The sequence below is a fragment of the Aureimonas endophytica genome (assembly GCF_014642635.1).
GTDB classification, from domain to species: domain Bacteria; phylum Pseudomonadota; class Alphaproteobacteria; order Rhizobiales; family Rhizobiaceae; genus Plantimonas; species Plantimonas endophytica.
The window spans coordinates 171,607-197,461 of the sequence record NZ_BMIQ01000002.1 but is presented as its reverse complement, the minus strand read 5'-3'; the positions used below and the strand labels follow the sequence as shown (position 1 = coordinate 197,461).

Genomic DNA, 25,855 nt, shown 5'->3' with positions numbered 1-25,855 from the left:
GGGCGACACGACGGTTTTGCGACGGCCCGATGCGGATTTCGTCACGAGACGGCTTGCCAAGCGGAAAAGGACGGTCTATCACGCCGCCCATCGGAGCCGCAGCGCTCCGGCGGCACGCGCCCGTAGCTCAGCTGGATAGAGCACCAGACTACGAATCTGGGGGTCAGAGGTTCGAATCCTTTCGGGCGCGCCATTTCCATCCTTCCTCCGAACATCGTCGGGACTTTCGAGCCACAAGGCTTTTGTCGTCGGGCAGTCCTGTGTGACGCCTGAAGGTCTCGGGAATTCCGGAGCGTTTCGGGACGGAACAGACCTCCGGCCCGTGCGCCTTGCGAACCGGCGCGGCGCCGCGATCCTGGAGGGCCGGGGCGTTTTCCTTTGGCGCGAACCTATGGTAACGGCTCTGCGGGCTCCCCACATTGCGGCGATCCGGGGGCGGAGCGTGGACGTCTCCCCCGCCTCCGAAGCCCTGGCGATCAGCACGAGCGGACGGATCAGTCTTGGTAAAGGCCGACTATTACGAGATTCTCGGCGTCAGCCGGACGGCTGACGAAAAGGTCCTGAAGACCGCCTATCGCAAGCTTGCGATGGAATTTCATCCCGACCGGAATCCCGGCAATGCGGCGGCGGAAGCCCGGTTCAAGGAGATCGGCGAGGCTTACGAGGTCCTGAAGGACCCGCAGAAGCGCGCCGCCTACGACCGGTTCGGCCATCAGGCCTTCCAGAACGGCGGGGGCGGCGCCGGCGGTTTCCGGGGCGACTTCGCCTCCTCCATGGCCGATGTCTTCGACGATATCTTCGGCGAGATGATGGGCCAGCGGCGCGGCGGCCAGCGCTCGTCCGGCGGCCGCGAGCGCGGATCGGACCTGCGCTACAACATGGAAGTGACGCTGGAAGAGGCCTTCGCCGGCAAGACGGCCGAGATCAGCGTGCCGACCACCATCCAGTGCGACGTCTGCTCGGGCACCGGCGCGCGGCCGGGCTCGGGCGCGAAGACCTGCCCGACCTGCGCCGGCGCCGGCCGCGTGCGCGCGGCCCAGGGCTTCTTCGCCATCGAGCGAACCTGCCCCACCTGCCAGGGGCGCGGCGAGATCGTCGCCGATCCCTGCACCAAGTGCCATGGCGAGGGCCGCCTGCCGGAAGAGCGCAAGCTCGCCGTCAACATCCCGGCCGGCATCGAGGACGGCACGCGCATCCGGCTGGCCGGCGAGGGCGAGGCGGGCCTGCGCGGCGGCCCGGCGGGGGATCTCTACATCTTCCTGTCCATCCGCCCGCACGAGTTCTTCCAGCGCGACGGCGCCGATCTCTACTGCAAGATCCCGATCTCAATGACCTCCGCCGCGCTCGGCGGCGATTTCGAGGTGACGACGCTCGACGGCGCGACGACGCGGGTGAAGGTGCCGGACGGCACCCAGACCGGCAAGCAGTTCCGCGTGCGCGGCAAGGGCATGCCGGTGCTGCGCTCGGCCCAGACCGGCGATCTCTTCATCCAGGTCTCGGTCGAGACGCCGCAGAACCTGTCGCGTCGCCAGCGCGAACTGCTGGAGGAGTTCGAGAAGATCTCCTCCTCCGACAATTCCCCGCAATCGACGGGCTTCTTCTCGCGCATGCGGGAGTTCTTCGAGGGCCTCGGCGAGAATTGATCTCGACGATTTGCTCTCTGAGCATCGTGCGGCATAGGGGTAGGCTGTGATATAGGCCGATTCGGTCGAAGCAGAGGAACTGAGATGTCCGCACGCAAGGCAGCGGTCTCCGGCACGCCCAGCAGCAGGGACGATGTCCTGCGCTACCTGAAGATGTGGCTGCGCCATCCGATCAAGCTCGGCGCCGTCGCCCCCTCCTCGGCGAAATATTGCGCCACCATGGCGGCCTGCGCCACCACCGATCTCGACGGGCCGATCCTGGAGCTTGGCCCCGGCCTCGGCGTCGTCACCCAGGCTCTGGTCGACAAGGGCGTGGCGCCGGAGCGCATCACCTCGGTCGAATACGATCCGGGCTTCGCCGCGACTCTCCAGCAGCGCTTTCCGCGTATCAACGTCATCCGGGGCGACGGCTTCGATCTCGACGCCACGCTCGGCGAGCGCCGGGGCGAGAAATTCGCCGCGATCCTCTTCGCCATCCCGATCCTGCACATGCCGCAGGAGAAGCGGCAGGCGCTGTTCTCCGACTATTTCACCCGCCTGATGCCGGGCGCGAACCTGACGCAGCTCTCCTATCTCCAGACGGCCCCGGTGAAGCCGGTGGACGGGAGCTTCCGCGTCTCCTCCTCGCCGATCATCTGGGACAACATCCCGCCGGCCCGCGTCTGGATCTATTCGCAGGCCGAGGCGGGGCGCATGGCGGCTTGACCGCACGCATCCTCGTCCTGCCGGGCACGCTGGAGCCCGGCTCGCCGAACCGGCTGCTCGCCTTCGAGATCGCCAAGCGTCTGGCGCTGACCACGGCGGAGGTGACGGTCCTCGATCTCGAGGACTATCCCCTGCCCGTTCTCGACATCGAGACCAGCGACCACGAGCTGCCACCGGCGGCGTTGCGGCTCGCCGAGCGTCTGCTCCTTCAGGACGCGCTCGTGCTCGTCGCGCCGGAGGCCAACGGCTCGCTGGCGCCCCTGCCGAAGAACGCCCTGGACTGGGCGGCCCATGCGGCCCGCGCCGTGGCCCCCAGCCCGCGCTCCGCCGTGTTTCGCGGGCTTCTCGTCGCCCTCGCCTCCGGCCTGCCCGGCCCGGATCGCAGCTTCGCCGCGCTGGATGCCTGGAGCCCGGTCTTCGCGGCGCTGGGCGCGGACGTGCTCGACGAGAAGGCGGTGCCGGTGATGCTGTCGCAGGCGGGCGAGCCGGTCGATCCGGGCGCGGATCTCGACGCCTTCATCGCCGTCCTGATCGATGAGGTGGCCCTGCGCGGCCGCCACCAGCTCTGACGCCGGGACGGCGGGAGGAGGATTAACATCCCGTCAATTCGCCGCATTTAGCCTGCAAGCGGGGCGTCGAGAACCGTCGCCCGCAAAGGGGCTGCGTGCCAGCCGGCTGCGGCCGGACCAAGGGCGGGGAACGGTCGCGCCGCGTGGGGGCGAAGGCGAGGCCCGAAGATTTCTGCGACGATGCCGCCGGCAGTGCCGGGGCTCCGCGAAGGACGCAAGAAGGGGACCGATGGCCGGACGCCGCAATTCGAACGACCGTGTCGAACCGAGCTTCGGCCCTCCGTCCCGCGACGACGAGATCAGCATCTCCTCCGACGATCGCCCGAGCCGGATCGCGGCCGCCGCGCCGCGCGCCGCGCGGGGCGGGCGCAAGGGACGCGAGGAGCCGCGCTTCGCCGAAAGCGACGCTGCGCAGCCGGCCGCCGAGGAGGGCCGGCGCCGCTTCTTCGGCGGCCGTGGTGGCGGCGGCAATGGCGGCAACGGCGGCGGTGGCACTGGTCGCGGGGGACGCGGTGACGCGGAGCCGCGCCGGCGGCGTCGCGGCTTCCTTTCGCATCTCTTCCGGCTGGCGCTCGGCCTCGGCTTCTGGGGCACGATCGCGGCGCTCGGCCTCGTCGCCTATGTCGCGGCCAGCCTGCCCTCCGAAGCCTGGAGCATTCCCGACCGGCCGCCCAACGTGAAGGTGGTCTCGGTCGACGGCAAGCCCTTCGCCAATCGCGGCCTCACCGGCGGCGAGGCGCTGTCGCTCGCCGAGATGAGTCCCTTCATCCCCAAGGCGGTGGTGGCGATCGAGGACCGGCGCTTCTACGACCATTGGGGCGTCGATCCGGTCGGCATCCTGCGCGCGGCGACGGAGAATCTCGCCGCCGGCGCCACCGTCCAGGGCGGCTCGACGCTGACCCAGCAGCTTGCCAAGAACATCTTCCTGACGCCCGAGCAGAGCCTCAAGCGCAAGGCGCAGGAGGCGATCCTCGCCCTCTGGCTGGAGCAGAAGTTCAGCAAGGACCAGATCCTGGAAATGTATCTGAACCGCGTTTATTTCGGCTCCGGCGCGACCGGCGTCGAGGCGGCGGCGCAGCGCTATTTCCGCAAGAGCGCCAAGGACGTGTCCTTGAGCGAGGCGGCGCTCCTTGCCGGCCTTCTCAAGGCGCCCTCCCGCCTGTCGCCGGCCAACGACCCGAAGGCGGCGAAGGCCCGCGCCGTGGTCGTGCTCCAGGCGATGCGCGAGGAGAACGTCATCAGCCAGGCCGATTTCGAGGCGGCGCGCGACGAGAAGCCGATCAAGGCCAAGAGCTACTGGAACGGCGCGGAGAACTACGCGGCCGATCTCGTGATGCGCGACCTCGGCACGCTCGTCGGCAAGGTCGGCGGCGATGTCGTGGTCGAGACGACGCTCGATCTCGGCCTCGAACGCGCCGCCGAGAAGGCGATCCGCGACACGATCCAGGGCGCCAAGCAGAATGTCAGCCAGGGCGCCCTCGTCGCGATCGACGGCACCGGGGCGATCCGGGCGCTGGTCGGCGGCCGCGACTATGCCGATTCCCAGTTCAACCGCGCCGTCGACGCCAAGCGCCAGCCGGGCTCGGCCTTCAAGCCCTTCGTCTACGAGACGGCGCTGGAAGCCGGCTGGCGGCCGGAAACCATCGTCGACGACGCGCCGACCAGGATCGGCAACTGGTCGCCCCAGAACTACGACCAGCGCTATCGCGGGCCGGTGATGCTGGCGGATGCCCTCGCCCACTCCCTCAACACGGTGGCCGCCAAGCTCACCGAGGCGGTCGGCCCGAAGGCGGTGATCGACACGGCGACGCGCATGGGCGTGAAGACGCCGCTCGTCGACAATGCCTCCATCGCCCTCGGCACGTCGGAAGTGACCCTGGCGGAGCTGACCAGCGCCTTCGCCCCCTTCGCCAATGGCGGCTACCAGGCGAGCCCGCATCTCATCAACCGCGTCACCGATGCTTCCGGCAAGGTGCTCTACGAACGCCCGGCCGGCGTGCCGCCGGTGATCGTGAAGCCGGAGATCGTCGGCATGATGAACGCCATGCTGGAAGGCACGGTGACGCGCGGCACCGGCCGCAAGGCGGCGTTGAAGGACTGGCAGGCGGCCGGCAAGACCGGCACGACGCAGGATTTCAAGGATGCCTGGTTCGTCGGCTATACCGCCAATCTCACCACCGGCGTCTGGTTCGGGAACGACAATGGCGCGCCGATGCGCAAGGTGACCGGTGGCACGCTGCCGGCCGCCGCCTGGCACCAGTTCATGACGGCGGCGCATGAAGGCCTGCCGCCGATGCCCCTGCCGGGCGACTACGTGATCGGCGGCGATCACGGCGAACCGCTCACCGCCTCCAACGGCATGGACGGCCGCGACCTGCCGGCGGATGACGAGATCGCCGGCGGCGCCCCCGGCACGGCGGAGGGCGCGATCGCGCCGCCGGCGGATCTGGCGGCGGAAGGCCATGGCCAGCCGGAATCGCGCGCCGCGCCCGGCGAGATCGCGCGCCGCGAGGACCTCGCCCCGCCGCCCCGCGTCATTCGCCGCGACGACGGGCGCCGCCCGGCGGTGGAGGACGATGGCGGCTATGGCTATGGCGACGGCGATCCGGCCTATGGCGTCGCGCCGCTGCCGCCGGACGATGTCTATGGCAGCCCTCGCGACCTGCCGCCGGACGACGGCTATTACGCGCCGCCGGCCGAGATCGCCCCGGCGCGCGGGCCTTCGCGGCTGGTGCGGCGCGACCAGCTGCCGCCCGACGCGGTGCTGGAAGGTCCGGTGGAACGGGTGCGCCCGCTCGACCGCTCGCTATTCCGCGACTTCTTCGGCGGCTAACAGCGGCCGCGCCGCCACGAGCCGCGCCGCCTCGGGGCGCTGCGCCCCATGGAGGGCGCCGACGATTTCGGCGAGCGTGTCGAAGACGAAGGCCGGGCGGTGGGCGAGAAGCGCCGCGCGGGTGGAATAGCCCCAGGTGACGGCGCCGAAGCGCAGGCCCGCCTTGGCGGCGGCTTCCGCGTCGCGGGTCTCGTCGCCGATATAGATCGCGCCGGCCGTCGGCTGCCGGCTCTGCGAGGCGACCTGCCGGAGCTTCGCCGCCTTGCCGAAGATCGAGGCGCTGCAATTGAAATGGGAGACGAGCGAGGCGATCTCCGCCCCGAGCGTCCGGCGCACGCTTCCCTCGGAATCGGAGGAGACGATCGCGACCGTCGTGCCGCGCCCCTTCAGCCCTTCCAGCATCTCCCGCACCCCGGCGAAAAGCGGCACCGGCGGCACCGCCTCCAGCTTGCGGCGGCGCAGGTCCCGAGCGATGGCCGGCACCTTCCAGAGCGGAATGCCGAGCTCCTTCAGGATGGCCTGCGTTTCCATGGTCCGCAGCCGAACCGCCAGATCGTCGTCGACGCGGCGGAAGCGATGGCGCGCCGCGACATCGTCCAGCACCCTGATGAACCAGGGCAGCGAGTCGGAAAGGGTGCCGTCGAAATCGAAGATCGCCAGTCGGCAGGGGATATGCGGATCCATGCCCCCCGTCATGCGGGTCCGGCCGGCCGCCGTCAATCGGCGGGTGCCGGCGGCATGCGAATCGCGGCGCCGCTCAGCGCGGCGCCCGTTTGGCGAGGATGCGCTGCAGGGTGCGGCGATGCATCGACAGGCGTCGCGCGGTTTCCGAGACGTTGCGCTCGCACAGCTCGTAGACGCGCTGGATATGTTCCCAGCGCACGCGATCGGCCGACATCGGATTTTCCGGCGGCTCGGCGCGGTTGCCCGTCTCGTGCATCAGGGCGCTGATCACCTCGTCCACGTCGGCGGGCTTGGCGAGATAGTCGATCGCCCCGAGCTTCACCGCCGTCACCGCCGTCGCGATATTGCCGTAGCCGGTGAGAACGATGGTGCGCGAATCGGCGCGCGCCTGGCGCAGGGCCTCGATCACGTCGAGGCCGTTGCCGTCGGACAGGCGCATGTCGACCACGGCATAGGCGGGCGCCTTGGCGCGGATCGCCGCGACGCCCTCGGCCACGCTGTCGGCGGTCGTCACGTCGAAGCCGCGTTGTTCCAGCGCCCGGCCGAAGCGCTGCAGAAAGGGCTTGTCGTCGTCGACGAGGAGAAGGGAGCGGTCTCCCTGGGGCAGTTGCGCGCGCGCGGGCGTCGCGGCTTCGTTTTCCATCAGCATGAACCAGATCCCTTCGCTGTCTCGGGCATGGACCACCGCAGCCCTGCGCATCGGAGCCTCGGATCGGAGGATGCGTCGCTTCGCGGCATTGCAAATCTCAGTTCGTCACCCACAGAGATGACGTCGAACGGGTTATGTTTCAATCTGTTGCCACCATTTGCCGGCTGTCCTGCTGGGCGAAGATGTCTTGCGTCCAGGCGATGGTGACGACGGCCCCCGTCTCGGGATCGGAGCGGTTGGCGAAGGAAAGTCCGGCGCCCGAGCGCTCCAGAAGCGTCTTGGCGATGAAGAGGCCGAGGCCGAGGCCGCCCCCGCCATTGCGGTCGCGCCGGCTGCGATAGCTCATGTAGGGATCACCGATGCGGTCGAGCGCGTCATGCGCGAAGCCCGGTCCGTCGTCGGCGACCGCGACCTTGATGCCGGACGCGTTCCATTGGACATCGATCTGGACGCGGCTCGCGGCGAAGTCGACGCCGTTCTCGACGATATTGCCGAGTCCGTAGAGAATGCCGGCATTGCGCCGGACGACCGGCTCCGACGCGAAACCCGGATGGGCGTTCACGACGAGCTCGATGCCGAAATTGCGATGCGGCTGGACGACCTCTTCCAGAAGCGACAGGATCGGCAGCCGCGCCATATGCTCCTCCGAGGAGGAGGACAGGCTGGTCAGCCGCCCGAGAATGTCGCGGCAGCGCTCGGTCTGCTGGACGAGAAGGTCGATGTCGTCGCGCTGCGGATCGGTCTGCGCGGTGCTGCGCGCCATTTCCTTGGCGACCACCGAGATCGTCGCGAGCGGCGAGCCGAGCTCGTGGGCGGCGGCGGCGGCGAGACCGTCCAGCGCCGTGATGTGCTGCTCGCGTTGGAGAACGAGCTCGGTCGCGGCCAGCGCGTCGGCCAGCGTCCGTCCCTCGGCGGCGACACGATGGATATAGATCGCGGCGAAGACCAGCGTCGTGACGAGGGCGAACCAGAAGCCGCCGATATAGGAAGGCGGCAGCACGAAGCCGACCGCTTCCGGCCAGGGCAGCGGCATGTGCCAGAAGGCGAGGATCGTCACCGCGATCACCGCGAGGATGCCGAGGCCGATCGTGGTGAGCAGCGGCTGGCTGGCCGAGGCGATGATCACCGGCACGATGAGGAAGACGCAGAAGGGATTGTCGAGCCCGCCGGTGAGGAGGAGGAGGAGCGCCGGCTGCACGATGTCGAAGGCGAGGATCGCCGCCGCCGCCCGCGCCGACAGTCGCCGGCTCTTCGGATGCGAGAATTCGAGGACGATGTTGAGCGCCGCCGACAGCGCGATCAGCCCGAGACACCAGAAGACCGGATAGGGCCACCAGAGGCCCCAGGCGACGAAGACGCAGGCCGCCGTCTGGCCGCCGACGGAGATCCAGCGCAGCCGCGTGAGCGTCGCCAGCCGCATCCTCTGGCTCTCGCTGACATCCGTGGTGAAGGCGGAAGGACGGACGGCGAACCGGCCGTTGGCGATCTGATCCATTCGGGGCTCTGAACCTTTGCCGCTGAAAGGGACAAGTGCGACAATCGGTTCCACCCTCGCGGGCGTAAAGGCCGGAGAATCAGCCGCGCGGCTTCGCCCTCGCCGTCGGCGCCGCCGAGGCCGGGTCTTCCGGCCAGAAATGCTTCGGATAGCGGCCGCGCAGGTCGGCGCGCACGTCGCGCCAGGAGCCCGCCCAGAAGCCCGGCAGATCGCGTGTGATCTGGATCGGCCGATGCGCCGGCGACAGGAGTTCCAGGATCAGGGGCAGGCGGCCGTCGGCGATCGCGGGATGGCGCGTCAGGCCGAAGAGCTCCTGCACGCGCACCGCGAGGACCGGCCCTTCCGCCTCGTAGCGGATGGGCAGGCGCGAGCCGGTCGGGGCCTCGAAATGCGAGGGCGCGAAGGCGTCGAGCCGGCGCCGGAGATCGGGCGGCACGAGCGCCAGCAGCCCTTCCTGCACGGCGCCCGCGCCGATCGCCGCGAGCCGCGTCGCGCCCGGCGCGAAGGGCAGGAGCCAGTCCTCCAGCGTGGCGAGCAGGGCCGCCTCCCCGACATCCGGCCAGGGCGCGCCGAGGCTCGCATGGAGAAAGGCGAGCCGGAGGCGCAGCCGTTCCCCGTCCGAACCGAAGGGCAGGCCGGCGAGACCGCGCGCGCGGATGCCCTCGGCGAGCGCCCTCGCCCCCTCCTCCGCCGGCACGGGCACCGGCCGCTCGGCCAGCACCGCGCGGCCGACGCGGCGAATGCGGCGGGCGCGCACCTCGCCGCTCGCCGGCTCGAACTGCGTGACGAGCTCCTCCGTCACCCGGTCGGCCAGCCGCGTCTCGATCGTCTCGCGCGCGATGGCGGCGGCCGAGACGATGCGGGCCGAGCGGGCCGCCCCTTGCAGTTCGGCGACCGCCAGGAAGGGCTCGCCGGCGAGCGCCGAGATCGCGTCCACCGCGCCGCCGCGCCCGTTGGCCAGCACGAAGGCGCCGCGCGCGCCCCGCGCCGCCGCGACGCGATCGGGAAAGCCAAGCGCGAGAAGGCCGCCGACCTCGCCCGCTTCCTCGCCGGCGCCGGGCCCGGCGATGCGCCGGGCGAGCGCCTCCGCCCCCTTCGCCCGCGCGCCGCGCTCGGCGCGGAACCGGCGCAGGCGCTCGGCGAGATCGACATCCGTGCCGCCGAGCCCGCGTTCGGTGAGGAGCACGGCAAGACGCGCCGCCGTCAGCCGCTCCTCGCGCGGCGCGTCCACCACCATGCGGGCGAGACGGGGCGGCAGCGGCAAGGCGCGCATCGCCTCGCCCGGCGCGGTCAGCCGGCCCTCGCCATCCAGCGCGCCGAGTTCGGCGAGGAGCGTCCGCGCTTCGGCGAGCGCGGCACCGGGCGGCGGATCGAGAAAGGCGAGGCGGCGCGGATCGGCGACGCCCCAGGCGGCGCAGTCGAGCACCAGACTGGAAAGGTCGGCCGCCTCGATCTCCGGTCGGTCGAAGGGTTCGAGCCCGGCCGTCTGCTCCTCCCGCCAGAGGCGGATGGCGAGACCCGGCGCCGTGCGGCCGGCGCGGCCGGCGCGCTGATCGGCCCCGGCGCGCGACACGCGCACGGTTTCCAGCCGCGACAGGCCCGTCGCCGGCTCGAACACGGCCTGCCGGCGCAGGCCCGCATCCACCACGACCGACACGCCGTCGATGGTGATCGAGGTCTCGGCGATCGAGGTGGCGAGCACCACCTTGCGCGTGCCCGACGGCGCCGGGCGGATGGCGAGATCCTGCTCGCGCCCGTCCATCGCCCCGTAGAGCGGCGCGATGGCGAGCGTCGGCGAGGCGAGCGGCGCCAAGCGCTCGGCGACGCGCTCGATCTCGCGCTGGCCGGGCAGGAAGACGAGGATGCTCCCCGCCTCCTCGGCGAGCGCGGCGCGCACCGCCTCCGCCGCCGCGTCCTCGATCGTCTGCGTCCCCGGCCGCTCGCGATAGCGCAGCGCCACCGGAAAGGCGCGGCCGAGGCTCGTCACCACCGGCGCCTCCCGCATCAGCGCCGCGACCTTCGCCCCGTCGAGCGTCGCGGACATGGCGAGCAGCCGCAGATCGTCGCGCAGCGCGCCCTTGACGTCGAGCGCGAGCGCCAGCGACAGATCGGCATCGAGCGAGCGCTCGTGAAACTCGTCGAGGAGCACGGCCTTGATGCCGGCGAGTTCGGGATCGGCGAGGATCATTCGGGTGAAGACGCCTTCCGTCACCACCTCGATCCGCGTCCGGGCGGAAACGCGCGTGTCGAGCCGCATGCGCCAGCCGACCGTCTCGCCGACCTCCTCGCCGAGAAGCTCGGCCATGCGCCGCGCCGCCGCGCGTGCGGCGAGCCGCCGCGGCTCGACGAGGACGATCCGGTCCCCCTTGCCGAGAAACGGCGCGGACAGGAGATGGAGCGGCACGGCCGTCGTCTTGCCGGCGCCGGGCGGCGCCACCAGCACGGCGGCGCCCTTCGCGCCGAGAGCCTCCGTCAGCGGCGCCAGGGCCTCCGCCACCGGCAGGCGGGCCAAGGCCTCGATCATCGGCACGGCCCCGTATCCGGCGCGGCTGCCGATCGATCGCGGGGGGCGCGAGTGCGGTGCAAAAAGTTGAGTATGATAGTTATGTTATGCATTCGGGCTTTCCGCGCCATGCCATTCCATGTCATCGCGGGATGTGGTGCAAGACGTGGCGCCGAGGCAAGGCGATGCCGGGCGGCGCATCGCGGTCGCGGCGCGACGGCGGCAAGGAGGGTGCGATGCAGGAAGAGGCGACGGACAAGCGCAAGGCGTTGGTGCTGACGGGCGCTTCGCGCGGGATCGGCCATGCGACGGTGAAGCGCTTCTCGCGCGAGGGCTGGCGGGTCATCACCTGCTCGCGCCAGGCCTTCACCACCGACTGCCCCTGGCCGGCCGGCCCGGAGGACCATATCCAAGTCGATCTCGCCGACCCGGAAGATGTCGGCTTCGCGATCTCGGAGATCCGCCGGCGGCTGGAGGCGAACGGCTCCTGCCTCCATGCGCTGGTCAACAACGCGGCGATCTCGCCGAAGAGCGATGGCGGCTCGCGGCTCGATTCGATCCGCACGCCGATGCATGTCTGGCGCGACGTGTTCCAGGTGAACTTCTTCGCGCCGATCATGCTGGCGCGCGGCTTCCAGAAGGAACTCGCCGCCGCCAAGGGCTCGATCGTCAACGTCACCTCGATCGTCGGCAGCCGCGTCCATCCCTTCGCCGGCACGGCCTATGCGACCTCGAAGGCGGCCCTCGCCTCGCTGACGCGCGAGATGGCGGCGGATTTCGGCCCGTCCGGCATCCGCGTCAACGCCATCGCGCCGGGCGAGATCGACACGGCGATCCTGTCGCCCGGCACGGAGAAGCTGGTCGAGGCGATCCCGCTGCGCCGTCTCGGCAAGCCGGCGGAAGTCGCCGACATCATCTATTTCCTCACTTCCGAACAGGCGTCCTACGTGACCGGCTCGGAGATCCACATCAATGGCGGTCAGCACGTCTGACCGCCAGGGCAAGGACGTTCAGAACAGGTCGAGCGAGAAGCGCTTCGAAAGGCCGAGGCCGACCGTGTACTGGTCCTCGCTGCCGGTCTTCACGATCGGCGAATCCTGCGCGTCGCCGATGAAGCGGTTCCACGAGGCCTCGGCATTGAGGAACCAGGTGGGGCGGAACTCGTAGCGCGCCGAGGCCGCGACGCCCGCCGTCTTGAAGCCGCCGTCCGGCTCGTAGGCGGCGAGCCGGCCGCCCGTCGCGATCGATTCGGCGGCCGAGACGCCGAAATAGGTCTCCATGTAGTCGCTGGAGGCGAAGGTCAGCGTCGGGCCGAGCTTGAACTGCAATTCCTGCGTCGGCCGGGCGACGAGATTGGCGCCGAGATCGCCGACGAAGCCGTCCGCGCCGCCGAAGGCATAGCGCGCCTCGCCATAGATCTCCGCGAAATCCCATTCGTAGCTGAGCTTCAGACCGGCCTCGTAGGTCGGATCGACGTCGCGCAGCCCGGAAAGATCGGCATAGTCGTTGGAATCGCGTTTGCCGGTATAGCCGAAGGACGGGCCGATCGAGAAGCCGCCGCGCTGCGGGTCGATGCTGCCGAAGGTGATGAGGCCCGGAATGCTGAGATAGTCCAGGCTGACGATCGGATAGGGCACGACCTCGTAATCCTTCGCGCCCTCGTATTCGGGCACGAGCTTGCCGCCGAGGCCAAGCTCGATGACGATGTCCGTTCCGGCCGGCTTTTCGGGCGCCGGCGCCTCGCCGAGATCGGCGGCGAGCGCCGGACCGGCGAGAAGGAGCCCGAGAAGAGACAGGCTGGGGACGGAACGGAACATGCGGCAACTCTCCCGGCACGCGATTTCGCTATCATGTGCGGGAAAGATAGGCAGCGGACAATGACGGAAGGGATCGCAAGCGCGGTTCGCGTCGTTTCATCGGCAGGACGTTGCGCCTATGCGACAGAAATGGGCGCGGGCGCCCCTCGATCGCGAATAGCGGGCGGGCGCGCAGGTGCTCCCCATGCGCTTGTTCTTGCTTCGCCCCGCAAAACCTTACGTATGGGTATGCGACCAGAGCGCGCAATTCTCACTCATTCGGGTGAAAATCGCGGCAGGCGAGAGCAGCCTCCCCCGCTCAGCCCATCGCCTGCCGAAGCGACACCACGAGTTCGGCCTGCCGCCGCGTGCCGGTGCGCTGGAAGAGGACGCGCAGATGGCTGCGCACCGTTTCCACCGACAGACCGAGCGCCTGCGCCGCCTCCGCCGGCGACCTGCCCTCGCGCAGCTGCATCGCCACCCGTCCCTGCGCCGCCGACAGGCCGAAGCGGCGGCGCAGCCGCGCTTCCACCGCCTCCGTCTCGGCCTCGAAGCCCTCGATGGTCAGGATCACCGAGGCGGCGCGGTCGGGCGCGAAGGGGTCGAAGCGATGCGCGACGGCGATCGTCCGGGCGGTCAGCGGCGGGCGTCCGTCCGCCCGATGGATCGGCACGGCGGCATGTTCGGCCCAGGCGGCGAAACGCGGATCGAGCGCGCAGGCGAGAAGCCGGTCGAGCGCCGCCTGATCCTGCGGCATCGCCGTGCGCAGCCGGCCGCCCCGCACCTTCAGGCCCACTTCCAGTTGCAGCAGGCGATCGGCGAGGGCGTTCGCCTGTCGCAGCCGCCCGTCGGCGCCGATCGTCATGACCGCCTCGGCATGCTGGGTCAGGATCGCCTGCACCTCGGCTTGGGCGGTGGCGAGCCGTTTGCCGACCGCGACCGCGCGGCCGATATGCCGCGTCAGGGTCTCGAAGGCGGCGCTGTCGGCTGCGTCGAAGGCCCCCGCCCCCGCCTCGCGCCAGAAACAGAAGCACAGCAGCCCCTCGCCGGCCGGGCGCAGGAATTGCCCGATGACATGCCGCAAGCCCTGCGGCTTCACCCAGTCGGCGTAATATTCGCCCGCCTCGAAGCGCGGCAGTTTGCCGATCGCGTCGAGATCCGTGTCGCGGCCGATGCGGCCGATCGGGAAATGCTCGGCATGGACCGAGAAGGGATTGATGCGATGATAATAGTCGCCGTAATCGGCGATCGCCTTGGTGCCGTAGCCGAGCAGGATCGCGCTTTCGAGACTGTCGGTGCGCCCCGTCAGATCGCGGATGTTCTGGACGTAGAGGCTGCCCGTCTGGGCGCGCAGACTGTCCTGGACGAGGCCGATGGCCCTGTCCCACGGTGCGGAATGCTGGCTCGCCTCGTAGATCGCGTCGATGATGTCGTCCCTTGCCGGGATCATGCGCGCCATTCCCTCTCCCCTGAAACCTCCGGCGGCCGGTCGGCGGCCGTTCCGCTATGGCCGATCCCCCTCGCCGCGCAGGCAGAGCACGAGCTCGGTCTGCCGCCGCGTGCCGGTGCGCTGGAAGAGGACGCGCAGATGGCTGCGCACCGTTTCCACCGACAGGCCGAGCGCCTGTGCCGCCTCCGCCGGCGACCTGCCCTCGCGCAGCTGCATCGCCACCCGTCCCTGCGCCGCCGACAGGCCGAAGCGGCGGCGCAGCCGCGCTTCCACCGCCTCCGTCTCGGCCTCGAAGCCCTCGATGGTCAGGATCACCGAGGCGGCGCGGTCGGGCGCGAAGGGGTCGAAGCGATGCGCGACGGCGATCGTCCGGGCGGTCAGCGGCGGGCGTCCGTCCGCCCGGTGGATCGGCACGGCGGCATGTTCGGCCCAGGCGGAAAAGCGCGGATCGAGCGCGCAGGCGAGAAGCCGGTCGAGCGCCGCCTGATCCTGCGGCATCGCCGTGCGCAGCCGGCCCGCCTCCCAGCGAAGCGCGATGCCGAGCGCGAACAGCGCCTCGGCCCGCGCATTGGCCTGCCGGACATGGCCGTCCCGGCCGAGCGTCACCACGGCGGCGGGCATCCGCCCGAGCAGCGTCTCCATCTCAGCCTCGGCGGAGCGCAGCCGTGCGCCGATATCGATGGCCCGGGCGATATGGCGGTTCAGGCGGGCGAAGGCGACGGCCTCGTCGGCCGCGAAGCCGCCCTCCGATCGCGAGCGCCAGAGCGCCATGATGAGCACGCCGTCGCCCCGCCGCTCCACGAACTCGCCCATCACATGGTCGAGATGCTGCGGCTTCGCCCAGTCCCGGTAGAACTCGGTTTCCTGAAAGACGAGGCGGGAGGGCAGCCGGAGCGTGTCGGTATCTCGCGTGACGACCCCGGCGCCCATCTGCTTCGTGACATGGAACATCGGATTGAGCGTGTAGTACCGGTCCCAATAGGCTTGGCCGTAGACCGGATCGTAACCCAGCGCGATGGCCGCCTCGGCGCCCTGCATGCGCCCGGCCTCCTGCCGTAGGTTCTGCACGAAGAGGCCGCCGGCCGGGGCGCGAAAATGGCGATGCGCCGCCGTTAGCGCCTCGACAAGCCGCTCTTGGGATTCGGCCGCGTCGTAGAATCCGTCGATCAGATCATCGATGGACGCCATGCGCCGATCCGCTCCCGATACAATCACCGCATGCACTGAGCAGATGAAAATGCTGCCCGGTCAAGAGATTACCAGGAATTCGCGAGCGAAACCCAGCGGAAGACAAGATTTAACAACCTATACGTGCTTTAAGTCTACTGAATTGCCTGGGACATGGACTTCGAAGCGCGACCGTTGCCCGTCTCGAATCAGGGCGCGACGGCTCGGCCCGCCGCCGAAACCTCGCCGACCCGCGTAAGGGGAGAGCAACGCCCCGTGGGGCGGGCTTTCCTCCCATGAAAAAACCCGCGGCGCCGAGGCGCCGCGGGTTCCGTTCTTTCGACGATCCGAGGATCGAAGGATCAGCCGTTGTCCTCGTCGCCACGGTTCCGCAGAGCCGCGCCGAGAATGTCGCCGAGCGAGGCGCCCGAGTCGGACGAGCCGTACTGGGCGACCGCCTCCTTCTCCTCGGCGATCTGCAGCGCCTTGATCGACACGCCGACGCGGCGGGCCTTCTTGTCGAACTGCACGACGCGCGCATCGACCTTCTGGCCGACCGAGAAGCGCTCCGGGCGCTGCTCGTCGCGATCGCGGGCGAGATCGCCGCGGCGGACGAAGGAGGTCAGGTCGGTGTCGAGGATCTTCACCTCGATGCCGCCGTCGTTGACCGCCGTCACTTCGCAGGTGACGACCGAGCCGCGACGCATGTCGCCGGACTCGGCGGCCGCCGCGAAGGAATCGGTGCCGACCTGCTTGATGCCGAGCGAGATGCGCTCCTTCTCGACATCGACGTCGAGAACCTGCGCCTTGACGACGTCACCCTTGTTGAAGTCGTCGATGACCTGCTCGCCCGGACGGTTCCAGTCGAGATCCGACAGGTGCACCATGCCGTCGACATCGCCGTCGAGACCGATGAACAGGCCGAACTCGGTCTTGTTCTTGACCTCGCCCTCGACGATCGTGCCGACCGGGTGGTTCTCGGCGAAGACCTCCCACGGGTTGCGGAGCGTCTGCTTGAGGCCGAGCGAGATGCGGCGCTTGACCGGATCGACCTCGAGCACGACGACCTCGACCTCCTGGGTGGTCGAGAGGATCTTGCCCGGATGGACGTTCTTCTTGGTCCAGCTCATCTCGGAGACGTGGATCAGGCCCTCGATGCCCGGCTCCAGCTCGACGAAGGCGCCGTAGTCCGTGATGTTGGTCACGCGACCGACGACCTTGGTCTCGACCGGATACTTGGCGCCGATGCCCTCCCAGGGATCCGCCTCGAGCTGCTTCATGCCGAGCGAGATGCGGTGGGTTTCCTGGTTGATGCGGATGATCTGGACGCGAACCGTCTGGCCGATCTGCAGGATCTCGGTCGGATGGTTGACGCGGCGCCAGGCCATGTCGGTGACGTGCAGCAGGCCGTCGATGCCGCCGAGGTCCACGAAGGCGCCGTAATCGGTGATGTTCTTGACGACGCCGTCGACGACCTGACCCTCTTCGAGGTTCTGGACGATCTCGGAGCGCTGCTCGGCGCGGCTCTCTTCCAGCACCGTACGGCGCGACACGACGATGTTGCCGCGACGCTTGTCCATCTTCAGGATCTGGAACGGCTGCGGCGTGTTCATCAGCGGGGTCACGTCGCGGATCGGACGGATGTCGACCTGGCTGCGGGGCAGGAAGGCCACCGCGCCGTCGAGGTCGACCGTGAAGCCGCCCTTGACCTGATTGAAGATGACGCCCTCGACCTTCTCGTTGGCGTTGAACTTGACCTCGAGATTGACCCAGCTCTCCTCGCGGCGCGCCTTGTCGCGCGACAGGACGGCTTCGCCGAGGGCGTTCTCGATGCGCTCGACATAGACCTCGACGGTGTCGCCGACCTTCAGCTCACCCTCGCGGCCCTTCGAGCCGAATTCCTTCAGCGCGACGCGGCCTTCGACCTTCAGGCCGGCGTCGATCACGGCCATGTCCTTCTCGATCGCGACCACCGTGCCACGGACCACCGCGCCCTCGGCGACGTCGTGATCGTGATAGGAGGCCTCGAGCATTGCCGCGAAATCGTCGCGCGACGGATTCAGATTTGACATTCGTTCTCCTTGGAAAGCCTTCTCGGCGGCTAGCGGCTCGAAGGAAGGCTCGGGCGCCGTTCTTGGGTTCGCGTTTCGGTTCGCCGGGCGATCGTTCCGCCCGATCCGGCGCGTAAGCGCCCGAGGGGCTTCCGAAGCGGGCCGCGCGGGGCGGCGGGCTCCGGTCGGCGCGTGGAACGGCCGTCGGCGGGGTTCATAGGCAAAAAGGGCGTGTCCTCAGCGAGAACCGCCCTTCATCCTCCGTTCCGTCCAGATAGGAACCGATCGATCAGCTCGCAAGCCGCACGGAACGCGGCGTCTATATCCATTTCGCTCGTGTCCAGCAAGTGGGCGTCGGGCGCCGGCTTCAGGGGTGCGACGCTGCGGCCGGCATCGCGCGCGTCGCGAGCCCGCACCTCGGCGAGAATGCGCTCGTAGTCCACCCCCCGCCCCTTGGCGGCCAGCTCGTCGGTGCGCCGGCGCGCCCGGACCTCCGGCGAGGCGGTGACGAAGATCTTCACCTCCGCCTCCGGCGCGATCACCGTGCCGATATCGCGCCCGTCGAGCACCGCGCCTTCCGGCCGGGCGGCGAAGGCGCGCTGGAAGGCGTCGAGCGCGGCGCGCACCGGCGGATGGGCGGCGACGCGCGAGGCGAGCTCGCCGGCCTCGTGGCCGCGCAGGGTTCCGTCGTCGAGGGCGCTCGGCGTCAGCGCGAGGGCGATGCGGCCGGCCGCCACCGGATCGTCGAGATCGATGCCGGCCGCCGCCGCGCCGCGCCCGACGGCGCGATAGAGAAGCCCGGTATCGAGATAGGGCAGGCCGTAATGCGCCGACAGGCGCCGGGCGAGCGTGCCCTTGCCCGCCGCCGCCGGCCCGTCGATCGCGATCGTCAGCTTCCCCGCCATGATGACGCCATCCCCTTCTTCGCCCCCGGCTTTCGGCGAGACGGCTGGCATGCCCCCGTCGGCGCCGTCCCGCAAGCCCGAACTCCCGCCCCCGGCAAAATAGCCGAGGACGGCGGCGGCGACACCGAAGAACCGGCCCATCACGAAGGGCACGGACAGAAAGAACAGGATCAGCGCGAGGCCGCCGAGCGTGTCGACGAGGGCGAGGCCCGTATCCAGGACGCGCCAGCCGGTGGAGCGTGCCGCGTCATGGACGAAGAGGCGATAGGCGAGCGCCGCGCCGACGAGACCCGGCAGGACCAGCTTCGGCAGGCCGAGCGCCAGTGCCGAGGCGCCGCCCGCCCGGCGCCGCGCCGCGATGCTCCGCGCCACGGCCCGGCCATAGACGAAGGCGAGCGGCGCGAAGAAGACGAGAACGAAGAGCCCGGCCGCGCCGCCGCTCATGCCCGGCCCGCCCGCCGGCCGAGGGAGGCCGTCAGGCCGCCCGCTCGGCCACCGCCTCGAAGCGGGCGCCGAGCGCTTCCATGAGCCGCGTGAATTCGGGGAAGCTCGTCGCGATCATCCGCGCGTCGTCCACCGCCACCGGCTTTTCCGCCGCAAGGCCGAGGACGAGGAAGCTCATCGCGATACGATGGTCGAGATGCGTCGCCACCATGCCCCCGCCGAGCCCCTTGCCGTCCGGCCGGCCCTCGACGCTCAGCCAGTCCTCGCCTTCCTCATGCGCGACGCCATTGACCTTGAGGCCGGCCGCGACGGCCGCCAGCCGGTCGCTTTCCTTGACGCGCAGTTCGTCCAGGCCCCGCATCAGCGTCCGCCCCTCGGCGAAGGCGGCGGCGATCGCGAGGACCGGATATTCGTCGATCATCGAAGGCGCGCGCTCGGCCGGCACGTCGACGCCCTTCAGCGCCGAGTGGCGCACGCGCAGGTCCGCCACGTCCTCCCCGCCGGACTGGCGCGGGTTCAGGCGCTCGATGGAAGCGCCCATCTCCTCCAGCGTCAGGAGGAGGCCGGTGCGGGTCGGGTTCATCAGAACGTTCTCGACGACGATGTCGGAGCCCGGCACGAGGAGGCCGGCGACGACGAGAAAGGCGGCGGAGGACGGATCGCCCGGCACGACGAAATCCGGCACGCCCTTCAGCGCCCCCTGCCCTTCGAGGCGGATGGTGCGCACGCCCGCCGCGTCGGTCGCGACCTCCACCACGGCGCCGAAGCCTTCCAGCATCTTCTCGGTATGGTCGCGCGTCATCACCGGCTCGATCACCGTGGTGACGCCCGGCGTGTTGAGGCCGGCGAGAAGCACGGCCGACTTCACCTGCGCGGAGGCCATCGGCACGCGATATTCGATCGGCGCGGCGGCGCGCGGCCCGCGAATCGACAGAGGCAGGCGGTCGCCGGTGCGGGCGGCGACCTGGACGCCCATCATCCGCAGGGGATCGAGGACGCGGCCCATCGGGCGGCGGGAAAGGCTGGCATCGCCGACGAAGGTGGCGCCGAAATCGTAAGGTCCGACGAGACCCATGGTGAGGCGCACGCCGGTGCCGGCATTGCCGAAGTCGAGCGGCGCGTCGGGTTCGAGAAGGCAGCCATTGCCGGTGCCCTCGACGATCCAGGCCTCGCCGTCGCGCTCGATCCGGGCGCCCATCTGGCGCATGGCGCGGCCGGTGGCGAGCACGTCCTCGCCCTCGAGAAGGCCGGTGACGCGGGTGCGGCCGGAGGCGAGGCCGCCGAACAGGAAGGCGCGGTGGGAGATCGACTTGTCGCCCGGCACGCGGGCATGGCCGCCGAGCGGGGCGGCGCGCATCGCGCGCATCGGCTGCGCGGCTCCGTTTCCATGCGCCATCGCTTGCAATCCTCTTGTCTTTCACCCATCTGCCGGGCCCGATCGACGCCGCGTTAGCACAGGCTCGCGCGCCGCGTCACCCGGGGCCTGCCGTCCGTCCCGGCACAAGCTTTGACAAGGGCCGGGGGAGGCCCTAAGGGACCTCCCCGATTTTGATGGCGCGGGCCGGCGGCCAAACCCGGCCCGCAGGTTGATCTTTCGACATATTCGCGAGGCGAGAATGGCCAATTCCGAACTAGGCACCAAGCGCGTCTGCCCCGAGACGGGCCGGAAGTTCTACGACCTCAACAAGGACCCGATCGTCTCGCCCTATACCGGCACCTCCTACCCGCTTTCCTTCTTCCAGGCCAGCACCGGCGCCGCCAGCGCCCGCAAGAGCTCGCCGAAGGAAGAGGACGAGGAGACCGAGACCGAGACCGTGGAGGCCGTGGACGAGGCGGCCGAGACCGTTTCCCTTTCCGAGGTGGAAGAGGAGGAGGATGCGGGCTCCAGCAATTCCGTCGACGTCGATGACGACGAGGACGTGGAGGTCGACGACGACGGTGGCGACGACGACACCTTCCTCGAGGAGGAAGACGAAGACGACGACGACATGACCGACATCATCGGCTCGCGCGAGGACGACGAGGACTGACGCGAGCCTCCGGGCGAGGCCCGAAAAATCTGCCGGAGGCCTGCGATTTCCCGCTTGATCTCCGGCAGCGGCTTCTTTAAGAGGCCTTTCCAGCGGGACACACCGAGCGCTTCCCAGGCGACACGGCCCCGCTGGCAGGATCGAGAACGATCCGCCGAAAGGATGGGGCCATAGCTCAGCTGGGAGAGCGCTACAATGGCATTGTAGAGGTCAGGAGTTCGATCCTCCTTGGCTCCACCAATTTCCAAATCATTTTCGATCAGAGACTGAGATCAGGCCGAACTACGACGCGGCTGTCTTGGATCGTCATGGCGACGCTTTGTCGATGTGTCCACCGCGACGTGGAGCCGATAACGGTTCCGCGGACTGACCGACATATCTCGAGGTTGTCCACGATGGCTATCTCTGCCTAATCCCCCACCCTCCACCGCCGAAATTTTTCCTAACGATGGCGCTCGTCGCCCCTCCGACATGGGAACGCGGCCTGACGAAACGAGTTTTCGGGGAACGCGAAAGCGTCGCAGGCCAAGGAGGAAAGCGCGATGTTGAAAGGCGGTTTGTTGTGGCTGATCGGAATTCCGCTGCCGATCATCCTGATTCTCTGGTTCCTCGGCTATCTGCACTGAGGAAGGCCATCGCGTCTCGAATCGCGCGGGACGCCGAGCGAGGGCGTGCCGATGGCTCCCGCTCGGCGGGGCATGATCGTCTTTGGCGCCGAAGGGCTCATGCCAGCCGCGCGGCCGGCTGCGCCTCCTGCATCGCCCGCAATTGGCCGAACACCTGTCCGACGGCGATGAGGATGGGTTTGTCGAGGCCGATGGCAGCGACGATGGCTTCGAGGTCCTGGAGGCGGCCGGCGCGGCGTGTCTCGTCGGCGCGGCTGAGATGGGCGGCGACGGCCACCGGCGTGTCGCCGGAAAGGCCCTCGCCCATCAGCCGCGCCGCGATCCGCCCCGCCATCCGCCCGCCCATGTAGAACACCACCGTCGCCCGCGACGCCGCAAGTCCCGCCCAGTCGACGCTGTCCGGCAGGTCGCCATGGCGCGAATGGCCCGTCACCAGACGCAGCTCGCTCGCATGGTCGCGATGCGTCAGCGACACCCCGAAGCTCGCCGCCAGCGCCGAGGCCGCCGTGATGCCCGGCACCAGCTCCACCGGAATGGCCTCGCGCGTCAGCTCGGCGATCTCCTCCCCCGCTCGGCCGAACACCGACACGTCGCCCGACTTCAGCCGCACCACATGCCGGCCGGCCTTCGCCAGCCGCACCATCGTGGCGTTGATGTCCTCCTGCCGGCAGCTTTCCCGCCCGCCCCTCTTGCCGACGAGAAGCCGCTTCGCCTCGCGCCGGGCGAGCTCCAGCACCTCGTCCGACACGAGATCGTCGAAGAGGATCACGTCGGCGCTCTGAAGAGCCCGCACCGCTTTGAGCGTCAGAAGCTCGGCCTCGCCCGGACCCGCCCCGACCAGCGTCACCCTGCCGCCCGGCGCGCCGGACCCCGCCAGTTCGCCGACCAGCCGGCGCGCCGCGTCCTCCGCCTCGTTTATCGCCGCCTCAAGGCCCGCCTCAGGGGCGGCGGCGAGGCGGCGCGTGAAGGCGGCGTCGGTGAAGCGCTCCCAGAAGGCGCGGCGCTGGGGACCGGGGGCGAGGCGCTCCAGCACCTCGGCCCGCAGCTTCGCCGCCAGCCGGCCCCAGGCGCTCAGCGAGGGCGGCAGCAGCGTCTCGATGCGCCGGCGGATCGCCTGGCCGAGGATCGGCGCCGCGCCGTCGGTCGAGATGCCGACCACCACCGGCGAGCGGTTCACCACCGAGCCGAAGGAGAACTGGCAGAAGGCCGGCTTGTCGACGACGTTCCACGGCACGCCCGCCGCCTTCGCCGCGCAGGCAAACGCCCGCGCCTCGCCCTCGCCCTCGCCCTCGCAGTCGAGAACGGCGACGGCGGCGCCCTTGAGGCAGGCCGCGTCCCAGATCCGGTCGCGATGGGATAGCGAGCCGGCCGCCGCGCCCGTCGAAAGAAGCTCGGCCATCTCGTCCGACAGGTCGGCCGCCGGCGCATGCACCTCGACCAGTGCTCCCGCCGCCGCCAGCAGCTCCGCCTTCCAGGCCGCCCCCGCCGTGCCCCCCGCCACCACCGCCCGGCGCCCCGTCAGCGACAGAAACACCGGAACGACCGACAGGGGGCCCATCCGCTCGGGGCGGGACGCGGGTTTCGCCTCAGGCGATCTGGCGGAGCGATTGGCCATCGATGATCCCCTTGATCTCGCTGCGGCAGGAGCCGCAATTGGTGCCGGCTTTCGTCGCCGCGCCCACCGCCGCGACGCTGTCGCAGCCGCCGGCGATGGCGCGGGCGATGTCCTTGGCGCCGACCTTGAAGCAGGAACAGACAATGGCGCCGGGATCCGGCCGGTCGGCCCCGCCGCGCCCGGCGAGAAGCCGCCAGCGCGCCAGCGCATCATGCCGCTCCGATGCCAGTTGCAGGCTCGCCCAAAGCCGCGACACCGCCACCGGGGCCGCGCCGAGCCACAGCGCGCCGCGAAGGCGCTTGCCCTCGAAGGCGGCGAAGCCCTGCGTGCCGCCGGTCCGGTCGCGACATTCGGAAAGATCGTGATCCCCGGCGCCGTCGAAAAGGGCACGGGCGAGCTCGATAGGGTCGAGTCCGTCCGCATCGGCGAGTTCGACGCGCCAGCCGCCCTCCGTCCGGGCGAGGGCATGATAGGCGGCGGGAATGGTCGCGGGCCGCTCGCGCAGCACCGCGAAGCCGTACCAGGCGGCCGGATAGCGCGCGATGCTGACGCGCGAGCCCTTCAGGGCCGGCTGGCCGGAGACGGGATCGACCCTCGCCTCGACCAGCGCGTCGATCCGCGCCTTCGAGGCGAAAGGGCCGTTCCAGTGCATCGGCGCGAAGATCTCGCCGGGCCGCACGCGATCCGTCATGAGGCAGCGCAGCAGCACCTCGCCATGCGGGGACCGGAGCCGGACGATCTCCGCCTCCCGCAGGCCGGCCCGCGCGGCATCCTCGGGATGGATCTCGGCATAGGGCTCGGCGATATGGCCGGACAGGCGCGCCGACAGTCCGGTGCGCGTCATCGTGTGCCAATGGTCGCGCACCCGGCCGCTGTTCAGCCGGACGGTGAGAAGAAGGTGCCTTTCAGAACGATCGATCTCCCCCCTTGCTGAGGGGGAGATCAGGCCAGTCGCAGAGGTCTGCTCGCCCTCCGGCACGACGAATCTCGCCTTGCCGCCGGGATGGAAGAAGCCGCCTTCGGCGAAGAAGCGGGTGCGCCCGCCCGCCTGGGTCACCGGCCATTGCACGGGGGCGAGACTCTCGTAGCCCGCCGGATCGAGGCCGACGAGGCCGGACAGGTCGAAGTCGCGGCTCCCCGCATTGCCGGCGGCCGAGAGACGGGCGTGCTCGTCGAAGATGTCGGCCGGGCCTTCATAGGCGAAGGCCTCGCCGAAACCCATGCGGCGCGCGACCTCGGCGATGATCCACCAGTCCGGCCGCGCCTCGCCCGGCCGCGCCAGGAAGGGCCGCTGACGCGAGATGCGCCGTTCGGAATTCGTCACCGTGCCGTCCTTCTCGCCCCAGCCGGCGGCGGGCAGCGCCACATGGGCGAGATCGAGCGTGTCGGTGCGCGCCATGATGTCGGACACGGCGACGAAGGGGCAGCGGCGGAGCGCGTCGGCGACGCCGTCCGCCTCCGGCATCGAGACGACGGGATTGGTGCCCATGATCCAGAGCGCCTTGATCCGTCCCGCGCCAACCGCGCGGAAGAGATCGACCGCCTTGAGGCCGGGCTTTGCCGCGATGGCGGGGCTTTGCCAGAAGCCCTGCGCGAGGTCGCGATGGGCGGCGTCCTCCAGCCGCAGATGGGCGGCGAGCATGTTGGCGAGCCCGCCGACCTCGCGCCCGCCCATGGCGTTCGGCTGGCCGGTGACGGAAAAGGGCCCCATGCCCTCGCGGCCGATCCGGCCGGTCGCGAGATGACAGTTCAGGATGGCGTTCACCTTGTCCGTGCCGCAGACCGACTGGTTGACGCCCTGGCTATAGACGGTGACGACCTTCTCGCGCACGGCGAAGAGCCGGAAGAAGGAGAGGATCTGGTCGGCGGCGAGCCCCGTTCGCCGCGCGAGGCGCGGCAGCGTCCAGGCCCGCGCCGCATCGAGCGCCGCCGCGAAGCCTTCGGTATGCCGGGCGACATAGTCGGTGTTCACCACGCCCGCCTCGTCCAGAAAGGCGAGAAGGCCGGAAAACAGCGCCGCGTCGGCATCGGGCGCCAGCGCCAGATGGAGATCGGCGAGATCGGCCGTCGCGGTGCGGCGCGGATCGATCAGCACGATGCGCAAGTCCGGGCGCGCAGCCTTGGCGGCGGCGATGCGCTGGTAGAGCACCGGATGGCACCAGGCGAGATTGGAGCCTACGAGCACGACGAGATCGGCGTGCTCCAGGTCTTCGTAGGTTCCCGGCACGGTGTCGGCGCCGAAGGCGCGCACATGGCCCGCCACCGAGGAGGACATGCAGAGCCGCGAATTGGTGTCGATATTGCCGGAGCCGATGAAGCCCTTCATCAGCTTGTTGGCGATGTAATAGTCCTCCGTCAGGAGCTGGCCGGAGACGTAGAAGGCGACCGAGTCCGGCCCATGCGCGGCGATCGTCTCCGAAAAGCGCCGGGCGACGAGATCGAGCGCCTCGTCCCAGGAAGCGCGCGCGCCGCCGATGCGGGGATGGACGAGACGGTCGGCGAGGCCGAGCGTCTCGCCGAGCGCCGCGCCCTTGGAGCAGAGCCGGCCGAAATTCGCCGGATGGTCCGGGTCGCCGGCGATCGCCACCGTCCCGTCCGGCCGGGGCGTCGCGAGGACGCCGCAGCCCGTGCCGCAATAGGGGCAGGTCGTCTTGACCGTGCCGCCGAGAACCGGCTCGACGCTCACCGGC

18 protein-coding genes and 2 tRNA genes are annotated in these 25,855 nt (G+C 70.0%); 8 read left to right on the top strand and 12 right to left on the bottom strand.

The window, feature by feature from the left end; all coding sequences use genetic code 11:
* Positions 1-116 precede the first annotated feature (116 nt).
* From IEY14_RS07250 to IEY14_RS07230, 5 genes are all read left to right on the top strand, one after another.
* Positions 117-193, top strand: a tRNA-Arg gene (locus IEY14_RS07250).
* Positions 194-500: 307 nt separating this feature from the next.
* On the top strand, positions 501-1,643 hold the full coding sequence (gene dnaJ / locus IEY14_RS07245) for a molecular chaperone DnaJ (protein WP_188907562.1): 1,143 nt from the start codon (positions 501-503) through the stop codon (positions 1,641-1,643).
* Positions 1,644-1,727: 84 nt separating this feature from the next.
* Positions 1,728-2,348, top strand: a complete 621-nt coding sequence (locus tag IEY14_RS07240; protein ID WP_188907561.1) for a class I SAM-dependent methyltransferase — start codon at positions 1,728-1,730, stop codon at positions 2,346-2,348.
* Entirely contained in the window at positions 2,345-2,917 is a 573-nt protein-coding gene (locus IEY14_RS07235; RefSeq protein WP_188907560.1) for an NADPH-dependent FMN reductase, read from the top strand. The genes IEY14_RS07240 and IEY14_RS07235 overlap by 4 nt, the downstream gene beginning before the upstream one ends.
* Positions 2,918-3,146: 229 nt before the next feature.
* Complete coding sequence (locus tag IEY14_RS07230; RefSeq protein WP_188907559.1) at positions 3,147-5,750, top strand: PBP1A family penicillin-binding protein; 2,604 nt, start codon at positions 3,147-3,149, stop codon at positions 5,748-5,750.
* Here IEY14_RS07230 and IEY14_RS07225 read toward each other — a convergent pair.
* From IEY14_RS07225 to hrpB, 4 genes are all read right to left on the bottom strand, one after another.
* A complete protein-coding gene (locus tag IEY14_RS07225) occupies positions 5,724-6,434 on the bottom strand; it encodes an HAD hydrolase-like protein (RefSeq protein ID WP_188907558.1) in 711 nt (236 codons plus the stop codon). The genes IEY14_RS07230 and IEY14_RS07225 overlap by 27 nt on opposite strands.
* A 73-nt stretch (positions 6,435-6,507) precedes the next feature.
* Complete coding sequence (locus tag IEY14_RS07220) at positions 6,508-7,077, bottom strand: ActR/PrrA/RegA family redox response regulator transcription factor (RefSeq protein ID WP_188908089.1); 570 nt, start codon at positions 7,075-7,077, stop codon at positions 6,508-6,510.
* A gap of 145 nt (positions 7,078-7,222) precedes the next feature.
* Positions 7,223-8,578, bottom strand: coding sequence for an ActS/PrrB/RegB family redox-sensitive histidine kinase (locus IEY14_RS07215; RefSeq protein ID WP_188907557.1), 1,356 nt, complete (start codon positions 8,576-8,578; stop codon positions 7,223-7,225).
* A gap of 79 nt (positions 8,579-8,657) precedes the next feature.
* Complete coding sequence (gene hrpB / locus IEY14_RS07210; protein ID WP_188907556.1) at positions 8,658-11,102, bottom strand: ATP-dependent helicase HrpB; 2,445 nt, start codon at positions 11,100-11,102, stop codon at positions 8,658-8,660.
* A 215-nt stretch (positions 11,103-11,317) separates the two neighbouring features.
* On the opposite strand from hrpB, the gene IEY14_RS07205 reads away from it, so the two are divergent.
* Positions 11,318-12,073 carry an SDR family NAD(P)-dependent oxidoreductase gene (locus IEY14_RS07205; protein ID WP_188907555.1) on the top strand — a complete coding sequence of 252 codons (756 nt, stop codon included), beginning with the start codon at positions 11,318-11,320 and terminating at the stop codon, positions 12,071-12,073.
* Positions 12,074-12,091: 18 nt separating this feature from the next.
* On the opposite strand, the gene IEY14_RS07200 is transcribed toward IEY14_RS07205, so the two are convergent.
* From IEY14_RS07200 to aroA, 6 genes are all read right to left on the bottom strand, one after another.
* Positions 12,092-12,898 (bottom strand): MipA/OmpV family protein, encoded by an 807-nt coding sequence (locus IEY14_RS07200; RefSeq protein WP_188907554.1) that lies wholly within the window; start codon positions 12,896-12,898, stop codon positions 12,092-12,094.
* 298 nt (positions 12,899-13,196) lie between these two features.
* Positions 13,197-14,336 (bottom strand): helix-turn-helix transcriptional regulator, encoded by a 1,140-nt coding sequence (locus IEY14_RS07195; RefSeq protein WP_188907553.1) that lies wholly within the window; start codon positions 14,334-14,336, stop codon positions 13,197-13,199.
* Between the two features lie 45 nt (positions 14,337-14,381).
* A complete protein-coding gene (locus IEY14_RS07190; protein ID WP_188907552.1) occupies positions 14,382-15,515 on the bottom strand; it encodes a helix-turn-helix transcriptional regulator in 1,134 nt (377 codons plus the stop codon).
* A 341-nt stretch (positions 15,516-15,856) separates the two neighbouring features.
* On the bottom strand, positions 15,857-17,566 hold the full coding sequence (gene rpsA / locus IEY14_RS07185) for a 30S ribosomal protein S1 (protein WP_188907551.1): 1,710 nt from the start codon (positions 17,564-17,566) through the stop codon (positions 15,857-15,859).
* Positions 17,567-17,799: 233 nt separating this feature from the next.
* On the bottom strand, positions 17,800-18,450 hold the full coding sequence (gene cmk / locus IEY14_RS07180; RefSeq protein ID WP_188908088.1) for a (d)CMP kinase: 651 nt from the start codon (positions 18,448-18,450) through the stop codon (positions 17,800-17,802).
* Positions 18,451-18,925: 475 nt separating this feature from the next.
* Positions 18,926-20,290 (bottom strand): 3-phosphoshikimate 1-carboxyvinyltransferase, encoded by a 1,365-nt coding sequence (gene aroA, locus IEY14_RS07175; RefSeq protein WP_188907550.1) that lies wholly within the window; start codon positions 20,288-20,290, stop codon positions 18,926-18,928.
* A 220-nt stretch (positions 20,291-20,510) separates the two neighbouring features.
* Between aroA and IEY14_RS07170 the strand changes: the two genes are divergently transcribed.
* Positions 20,511-20,924 (top strand): TIGR02300 family protein, encoded by a 414-nt coding sequence (locus IEY14_RS07170; protein WP_188907549.1) that lies wholly within the window; start codon positions 20,511-20,513, stop codon positions 20,922-20,924.
* Between the two features lie 164 nt (positions 20,925-21,088).
* Positions 21,089-21,164 (top strand) — tRNA-Ala (locus IEY14_RS07165).
* Between the two features lie 483 nt (positions 21,165-21,647).
* On the opposite strand, the gene cysG is transcribed toward IEY14_RS07165, so the two are convergent.
* On the bottom strand, positions 21,648-23,108 hold the full coding sequence (gene cysG, locus IEY14_RS07160) for a siroheme synthase CysG (RefSeq protein WP_188907548.1): 1,461 nt from the start codon (positions 23,106-23,108) through the stop codon (positions 21,648-21,650).
* A 28-nt stretch (positions 23,109-23,136) separates the two neighbouring features.
* The gene (locus tag IEY14_RS07155) at positions 23,137-25,851 is read right to left on the bottom strand and encodes a nitrate reductase (RefSeq protein WP_188907547.1); all 2,715 of its coding nucleotides are present in this window, start codon (positions 25,849-25,851) and stop codon (positions 23,137-23,139) included.
* Positions 25,852-25,855: the final 4 nt, after the last annotated feature.